Consider the following 7,050-nt stretch of genomic DNA (forward strand, 5'->3'; position numbering starts at 1 on the left):
ACCACCACCGCAAGCCGCTTGCCGCCGGGGTTCTGCATCAGCTGGCTGATCAGCGTGGTCTTGCCCGAGCCGAGGAAGCCGGTGATCACCGTGACGGGGAGTTTCGAGAGGTCGGTCATTCTGAGCCACCTTTGTGCTGGGAAGGAGAGGGCGTGGGCGGCGGGATCCGCGCCACGCAGTTGCGCTTGAAATGCTCGGGACGGCTGCGCCACGGGATCAGCCCGTCGGGGGCCGCGCGGTAGAGCGCCGTGCCCTCGAGCAGCATCCCGGCCTGGCTGTCCTCGTCGATGCCGCCGTAGACATAGGTCCAGCGCCCGTCGCCGCGCATGGCGACGGTGCAGCCCGCATCGCAGTTCTGCAGGCATTCCACCGCGCTCACGGTAACGCCCTCGGGGATCTCGCGCGCGGCGATCTCGTCGAAGAGCCGCTGCCCGGGCCGGCGTTCGTCGGCGGGCGGCTCGGTGCCCTTGCGGCACTTCACGCAAATCAGAAGCTCGACGGTCGCGCTCATCCGGGTCTCCAACGCAAGGGGCGGGGGAACGAGCGCGCAACGGGACCTCGCATCGGTGCAACGGTCCTGCTCCGACACCGGCTCACCCCGTCCGGTCCATGTCTTCGGTCGCTGGCAGGTCTCCCGGCTTGCGGATTCGGGCCTTGCGGCCCTCGGTCTCCCGTCCTTCCCGGCATTGCGCCAGTGGCTTCGGGGACCTCTCCGGTCACGGTCGCGGGGGCGGCTGTGCTGACCTTGCGGCTGCACATTCCCTTTTCACCTGTTTACACAGGCACCAGCTGCGCGCCAGATGGCCGCGAAACGAGGCAAGTGTAAAGGGGCCGTATCCGCCATGACCGATGGAACCGTCGAGGACGTCAACACCCGCCACGCGGAAAAGATGAAGAAGATCAAGGCGGCGCGCGACCGGCTGATGGAGGGCAAGACCGAGGAGAAGGGCCTGATCATGGTCCATACCGGCCCCGGCAAGGGCAAGTCCTCGTCGGGCTTCGGCATGATCCTGCGCTGCATCGCCCATGGCATGCCCTGCGCCGTGGTGCAGTTCATCAAGGGCACATGGGTCACCGGCGAGGCCGAGATGATCCGCACCCGCTTCGCCGGGGAGTGCCGGTTCTTCATCTCGGGCGAGGGCTTCACCTGGGAGACGCAGGACCGCGAGCGCGACATCGCCGCGGCCCAACGCGGCTGGGAGATCGCCAAGGCGCAGATCCTCGACCCGGAGATCCGCTTCGTGCTGCTCGACGAGATCAACATCGCGCTGCGCTACGACTACCTCGACATCGACGAGGTGGTGGAGTTCCTGCTGACCCAAAAGCCCGAGATGACCCACGTCTGCCTCACCGGCCGCAACGCCAAGCCCGAGCTGATCGAGGCGGCGGACCTGGTGACCGACATGACGCTGGTCAAGCACCCGTTCCGCGACGGCATCAAGGCGCAGAAGGGTGTGGAATTCTGAGGTCCGGGGTGTGAGGTCCGAGGTCTGACGGGTCGCCGGGCAGGCCTGACCCTGCACAGGAGGGGGCAGAGTGCCCCAGTCGGAAACGATCTCGCGGCCCTGACAGGTTTCGCCCGTCTCGGGGGTGACCAGACCGGCGGACTCTGGGGCCTGAAAAGGTGTTTGGGTGACCGGCCAAGCTCAAAGCTCAGACCGGCCGCCGCAAAACGCTTCCCGACGGTGATTCTCGCCGCCGCCGCCGCCCCGCGACCGGATTTCATGAGCTGGACGAGAGGCGCCAGGATTTGACGTCGTTTCGCGCCGGAGACGGTGGGCAGAGCATTTCCCGGCCGCCACGCCAAACGCATGGACCGGGTGAGCGGCGCCGGCCGTCCGGCCACCTCCGGGCCGGGACCACCAGTCCGCGTCCCTGATCGACCCGCCCGTGTCAGATCATGGCCCCGCCACCGCAGCCAACGCTTCCGCGCCAGCCCCACTGCCGACCCACAGACCAAAAGAAAAATGCGCCACCCCGAGGGGCGGCGCATCCAGTCTTGCTCCGGGAGGGGAGCGCTCAGTTGGCGGATGCCAGCTGCTTGGGAAGCTTGAAGGTCCAGACCGTCCCGCCCTGGTTGAGGTAGTTCACCTTCTTGGCGACCTCGCCGCCCCAGAGCGGAACCGCACCGCCCCATCCCGAGACGACCGAGACGTACTGCTCGCCATCCATGTCCCAGGTGATCGGCTGGCCGACGATGCCCGAGCCGGTCTGGAAGCTCCAGAGCACCTCGCCGGTCTCGTCGTCGAGCGCCAGGAACTTGCCCTCGGGGGTGCCGGTGAACACCAGCCCGCCGGCGGTGGTCATCACGCCGCCCCAGAGCGGAGCCTCGTTCTTGAACTCCCACTTCCACTCGCCGGTGGCCGGGTCGATGGCCTTGAGCGAGCCGATGTGGTCCTCGTACATGGGCTTGATGGTGAAGCCCGAGCCGAGGTAGGCGGCGCCCTTCTTGTAGGTCACGGGCTCGTTCCAGATGTCCATGCCCCACTCGTTCGAGGGCACGTAGAAAAGGCCGGTGTGCTGCGAGTAGGCCATCGGCATCCAGTTCTTGCCGCCGAGGAAGCCCGGGGCCGAGAACACCACCTCGCCCTTGCCGCCATCCGCCGCCGCGGTGGGATCGCCGGGGCGGTTCTCCTCGACGTAGATCGGACGGCCGGTCTCGTCGATGCCGCTGGCCCAGGTGATGTCCTTGACGAAGGGATGGGCCGAGACGAAGCCGCCGTCCTCGCGGTTCAGCACGTAGAAGAAGCCGTTGCGGTCAGCGGTGGCGAAGCGCTTGTTGCCCTCGGCATCCTCGTAGGCCACGACCTCGTTCACGCCGTCGTAGTCCCAGCCCTCGCGCGGGGTGGTCTGGAAGTGCCACTTGATCTCGCCGGTGGCCGGGTCGATGCCGAGGCGGGAGGCGGCGTAGAGGTTGTCGCCGGTGTTGCCCTCGACGGGCGTGCCGGCGCCGCGCAGGTGGCTGTTCCAGGGGGCCGGGTTGCCGGTGCCGAAGACCAGCGTGTCGGTCTCGGCGTCATAGGAGCCGCCAAGCCAGGTGGCGCCGCCGCCGGTCTTCCACAGGTCGCCCGGCCAGGTGGCGTTGAGCGTGCCCGTCATGGTGCTCTCTTCGCCGTTGAGCGTGCCCATGTGGCCTTCGATCACCGGGCGGGTCCAGACCATCTCGCCGGTCTCGACGTCACGGGCCTGCACCTCGCCGACGATGCCGAACTCGCCGCCCGAGTTGCCGGTGATCACCAGCCCGTTCACGATGAGCGGCGCGGCGGTGTAGGAATAGCCCGCCTTGTAGTCGGCGATCTTGTCGCGCCAGACCACGTCGCCGGTCTTGCGGTCGAGGGCCACGAGACGGGCATCGAGCGTGCCGAAGACGATCTTGTCGCCGTAGATCGCGGCGCCGCGGTTGATCACGTCGCAGCAGGGCAGGATGCCCTCGGGCAGTCGGGCGTCGTACTGCCAGAGCTCCTCGCCGCTGGCGAGGTCGATGGCGTAGAGCCGCGAGTAGGAGCCGGTGACGTACATCACGCCGTCATAGACGATGGGCTGGGTCTCCTGGCCGCGCTGCTTCTCGCCGCCCAGGGAAAAGGCCCAGGCCGGCATCAGGTTCTTGACGTTGTCCTTGTTGAGAATGTCCAGCGGGCTGTAGCGCTGGAGATGCCGGCCCATGCCGTTGGTGACCACCTGATTGGTGATGGTCTGGTCGTTGGCCAGATCCTCTTCGGTGACCTGCGCCTGTGCGACGCCGGTGGCGAGCAGGCTGGCGGTGACGGCCAGGATGAAACGGTTCATGTTGTCCTCCCTAGGAACGGTTGTGGCGATTCTGCTGCGGCCGTGCGGGGGCCGGTCGCTCCTCCGGTGCAAAGCATCTCCGGCTCGGGGCCGGAGATGAATTGCACCATGGTCGTAAGACCTTTCGGCAAGCCTAGTCCTTCCCCTCGACGGCGCGGTTGTCCTGCGTGGTGATGGCGGCGAGGTAGGAGAGGATGAAGTCCTGCACGGTGCGGTCCTCGATGCCCACGTGGCGCATCTTCGTGCCGGGCATGAAGCCGTCGTTGTCCTCCATCCAGGCGCGCAGGGCCGCCGGCGTCCAGACGATGCCCGAGGCCGAAAGCGCGGTGGAATAGTCGTAATCGGGGAAGGTGCCAGCCCCCCGGTAGAGGATGTTCGTGAGTGGTGGCCCGTAAGAAGGGTCTTTGGAATCAACCGCATGGCAGCGGCGGCACTCGGCATCGAAAAGCTTCTGGCCGGCCGAGACCTTGATCTCGTCAAAGGTGTCGGCCAGTGCCGGTGCCGCGAGGCACAGGACGACAGGCAGGGTCAGGCGGAGCATTTGGATTTCTCCCGTTTGGCGCCCCCGGCCCGAATACCGAGCCCGGGGTGGCTGAGATGCGCGCGTTTCCGACCCCGAGTATTTCGCCGCCGCCCCGTGGGGTGAATTGCACCAAGGTCTATAGCCAGACCCCACACGGCGACCGCAGCCCCACCCGCATCAGCCAAATTCGACCCGATACCCCCCAAACGCCCGCCGCTCAAGGCCGCGACGCCACCCACCCCGGGCCCCATCTTCATCTTGCCAGACAAACTCCGGGGGTGAGGCGCAAAGCGCCGAGGGGGCAGCGCCCCCTTCCTCCCCGACCACCTGCACGGCACCTCGGGGACCGTCCCCGTCGCTTGCACGCGCGGCCACCCCCCGAACCCTGCAGCCCGGAACCAACCGGATCCCGCGTCGTCAGAACAGCGGCGCGTAGCGCCAGGTGTCGGCGTCGGGCGTCACCTCGTCGAGGTCGTATTCGGCGCCCTGAAGCCGCCTGGCGATGGCGAGCCCGTCGCGGGCGGCCTCGTCGACCAGGGCCCGGCCACGGGCTTCGTCCTGCCCCACGCCGAAGCCGCGCATCAGGCTGATGCCGTAGTTGAACTTGCCCACCGGATCGCCGGCCTCGGCGGCGCGGCGGTCCCATTCGGCGGCGGCGTCCGGGGCGAACTCGCCGCCGAAGCCGTTCTGCTCCATGTAGGACATCCAGGTCATGGCGCCGGTGTAGCCCGCCGCGGCGCAGGCCTCGAAGATCTTGCGCGCGGTCTCGTGGTCGCCGGACTTGGTCATGAGGTAGCCCGCGGCGCAGGTCATCATGTCCGTCTGCCCGCGCTCGGCGCGGTCCCGCACCGAGCGCCAGGTCAGCTCCTCGGGGTTGGTCGTGCCGTACTCGTCCGCCACGGCGGGCGTGGCGAGCAGGCAGAGGGCGAGAAGGGCGCGGCGCATGGGATCTCCTTTCGGGGTCAGCCTCCGGTGGGCCGGTAGGCCGCGCCCCAGGGGAAGCGGCCGACCTTGACGGTCTTGATGGCCTCGCGCCGCGCGACGTCGATCACCGTCACGTCGCCCGAGATGCCATTGGTGGTGAAGAGCCGGGAGTGGTCGCCGTCGAAGGCCATGTGCCAGACCCGGCGGCCGACCAGCAGGTATTCCTCGACCTCCCAGGTCTCGGCGTTCACCACGGCCACGTGGTTGGCGGGCCCCAGCGCCACGAAGGCGGTCTTGCCGTCCGGCGTGAGCTCGAAGCCCACCGGCTGGATCAGGTCCTCGTGCACGCCCTTGATGGCGAAGCGGATCCTGGCCTTCTCGGTCTGCGTCGCTGTGTCGAAGACGGTGACCGTGCCGCCGATCTCGGCAGAGACCCAGAGCTCGGCGCCGTCCTTGACGAACTCGGCGTGGCGCGGGCGGCTGTCGACCAGCGTGTTGGCGAAGATCGTCTCGGTCTCGGTGTCGATCCAGTGCGCCATGTTGGTGGTCTCGGAGGTGGTGACGACGATCTTCCCGTCCGGGCTCACCGCCATGCCCTCGGGCTCGATGCCGACGTCGATCTGGGCCACCACCCGACGGGTCTCGGTGTCGACCACGGTGGTGATCGCGTCGTCCTCGTTGGCGATGTAGAGCCGCCGGTCGTCCGGGTGCAGCACGAACTGCTCGGGGTCCTCGCCCGAGGGCAGATCGTGCAGGATCTCGCCCGAGACCGGATCCATCACCTGCACCGCGTCGCTGTCGGAGGCGCAGATGTAGACCCGCGAATAATCGTGGCTGAAGGTGATGCCGCGCGGGCGCTCGCCGGTCTCGAGCGTGCGGGTGACCTCGAGCGTGTCGGCGTCGATCACGCTGATCGTGTTGTCCTTCTCGTTGGTCACCCAGATCTCGTCGGCGAAGGCCGGCGTGGCGGCCAGCAGGGCGAGGGCGGTGGTCAGTCTCAGCATGTGTCTCACTCCTGGAACGAGCGGCAGGTCGTCTCGGTTCTGTCGCGGCCCAGCGTGTCGAGCTCGTTGCCCTGGTGGAAGAAGCCCTCGAGCGGGGCGGTGGCGACCACGGCGCGGTCGGTGACGATGGGGATCGGCTGGCGCAGCTGGCCGTTCCACGGCCGGAAGCTCAGAGGGCGACCCTTGAAGCCCGCGAGCTCGAAGGCATCCGACAGGATATAGTCGCGCAGAACCGCGATGTCGTCCGAGCCGGTGCGGGTCACTGCCTCGCCGAGCGTGCGGATCGCGGCCCATGCGGCGTAATCCTCGGGCGTCATGTCGCGGTGGGCCTGATCCTCGAAGCGCGACTGCAGCTGCGCGGCGCCCCATTGCTCGACCACCGGCGACCAGGCCTGCGGCACCAGCTCCTCGGAGCCCGCGACCGGGCGGGGAAGCCAGGTGTTGTAGACCACGTAGCGGCCGAAATCGCCGATCTCGTCGGCCACCAGCAGCACGTCGTGCTCGCCCAGTTCCTGGGTGAAGAGAGGCACCTCTGCGCTGGCGTTGCGGCGCATGTCGGCATCGAAGACCCATTCCTTCTCGCCGGTGAGCGTCAGCCGGAACTTCGCGATCGAGGCCTTGAGCGCCTCGGCGAAGGCGTGGTCGCGCGGGTGGGCGCCCGAGATCAGCGCCACGTCGGTCCAGCGCCGCTGCACGAGGAACTGCGCCAGCGCGTCGGCGCGCATGGCATCCGAGGGCAGGGTATGGAACAGGTTCGCCCGGCAGGCGCCGTCGCGCAGCGCCGCGTCGGGGGCGGTGGTGTTGAACAGCAGC

General features: G+C 68.2%; 8 protein-coding genes and 1 riboswitch. Of the genes, 1 reads left to right on the forward strand and 7 read right to left on the reverse strand.

Annotation, left to right across the window (positions count from 1 at the left end; all coding sequences use genetic code 11):
• Both HC022_RS15750 and HC022_RS15755 read right to left on the reverse strand, forming a co-directional pair.
• On the reverse strand, window positions 1-119 hold a 119-nt coding region (locus tag HC022_RS15750; RefSeq protein WP_303049071.1), incomplete at its 3' end, for a GTP-binding protein.
• Window positions 116-511 carry a DUF1636 domain-containing protein gene (locus tag HC022_RS15755; RefSeq protein ID WP_167453077.1) on the reverse strand — a complete coding sequence of 132 codons (396 nt, stop codon included), beginning with the start codon at window positions 509-511 and terminating at the stop codon, window positions 116-118. The genes HC022_RS15750 and HC022_RS15755, both read right to left, overlap by 4 nt.
• Window positions 512-606: 95 nt before the next feature.
• Window positions 607-805: riboswitch (cobalamin riboswitch) on the reverse strand.
• A gap of 37 nt (window positions 806-842) precedes the next feature.
• On the opposite strand from HC022_RS15755, the gene cobO reads away from it, so the two are divergent.
• Window positions 843-1,466, forward strand: a complete 624-nt coding sequence (gene cobO / locus HC022_RS15760; RefSeq protein WP_167453078.1) for a cob(I)yrinic acid a,c-diamide adenosyltransferase — start codon at window positions 843-845, stop codon at window positions 1,464-1,466.
• Window positions 1,467-2,019: 553 nt separating this feature from the next.
• Here the strand turns inward: cobO and HC022_RS15765 are convergent.
• From HC022_RS15765 to HC022_RS15785, 5 genes are all read right to left on the reverse strand, one after another.
• Complete coding sequence (locus HC022_RS15765; protein WP_008885644.1) at window positions 2,020-3,786, reverse strand: PQQ-dependent methanol/ethanol family dehydrogenase; 1,767 nt, start codon at window positions 3,784-3,786, stop codon at window positions 2,020-2,022.
• Between the two features lie 133 nt (window positions 3,787-3,919).
• On the reverse strand, window positions 3,920-4,327 hold the full coding sequence (locus HC022_RS15770; RefSeq protein WP_008884843.1) for a cytochrome c family protein: 408 nt from the start codon (window positions 4,325-4,327) through the stop codon (window positions 3,920-3,922).
• 399 nt (window positions 4,328-4,726) lie between these two features.
• Window positions 4,727-5,254, reverse strand: a complete 528-nt coding sequence (locus HC022_RS15775) for a tetratricopeptide repeat protein (protein WP_167453079.1) — start codon at window positions 5,252-5,254, stop codon at window positions 4,727-4,729.
• A 17-nt stretch (window positions 5,255-5,271) separates the two neighbouring features.
• Entirely contained in the window at window positions 5,272-6,237 is a 966-nt protein-coding gene (locus HC022_RS15780; protein ID WP_008884072.1) for a YVTN family beta-propeller repeat protein, read from the reverse strand.
• Between the two features lie 5 nt (window positions 6,238-6,242).
• On the reverse strand, window positions 6,243-7,050 hold an 808-nt coding region (locus HC022_RS15785), incomplete at its 5' end, for a branched-chain amino acid ABC transporter substrate-binding protein (protein ID WP_167453080.1).

Source organism: Salipiger sp. HF18 (genome assembly GCF_011806505.1).
Lineage (GTDB): Bacteria > Pseudomonadota > Alphaproteobacteria > Rhodobacterales > Rhodobacteraceae > Salipiger > Salipiger thiooxidans.

Excerpts from the sequence above, each read along its gene's own strand:
- HC022_RS15775 (WP_167453079.1), bottom strand. The coding sequence starts at position 5,254 with ATGCGCCGCGCCCTTCTCGCCCTCTGCCTGCTCGCCACGCCCGCCGTG.
- HC022_RS15770 (WP_008884843.1), bottom strand. The coding sequence starts at position 4,327 with ATGCTCCGCCTGACCCTGCCTGTCGTCCTGTGCCTCGCGGCACCGGCA.
- HC022_RS15755 (WP_167453077.1), bottom strand. The coding sequence starts at position 511 with ATGAGCGCGACCGTCGAGCTTCTGATTTGCGTGAAGTGCCGCAAGGGC.
- HC022_RS15780 (WP_008884072.1), bottom strand. The coding sequence starts at position 6,237 with ATGCTGAGACTGACCACCGCCCTCGCCCTGCTGGCCGCCACGCCGGCC.
- cobO (WP_167453078.1), top strand. The coding sequence starts at position 843 with ATGACCGATGGAACCGTCGAGGACGTCAACACCCGCCACGCGGAAAAG.
- HC022_RS15765 (WP_008885644.1), bottom strand. The coding sequence starts at position 3,786 with ATGAACCGTTTCATCCTGGCCGTCACCGCCAGCCTGCTCGCCACCGGC.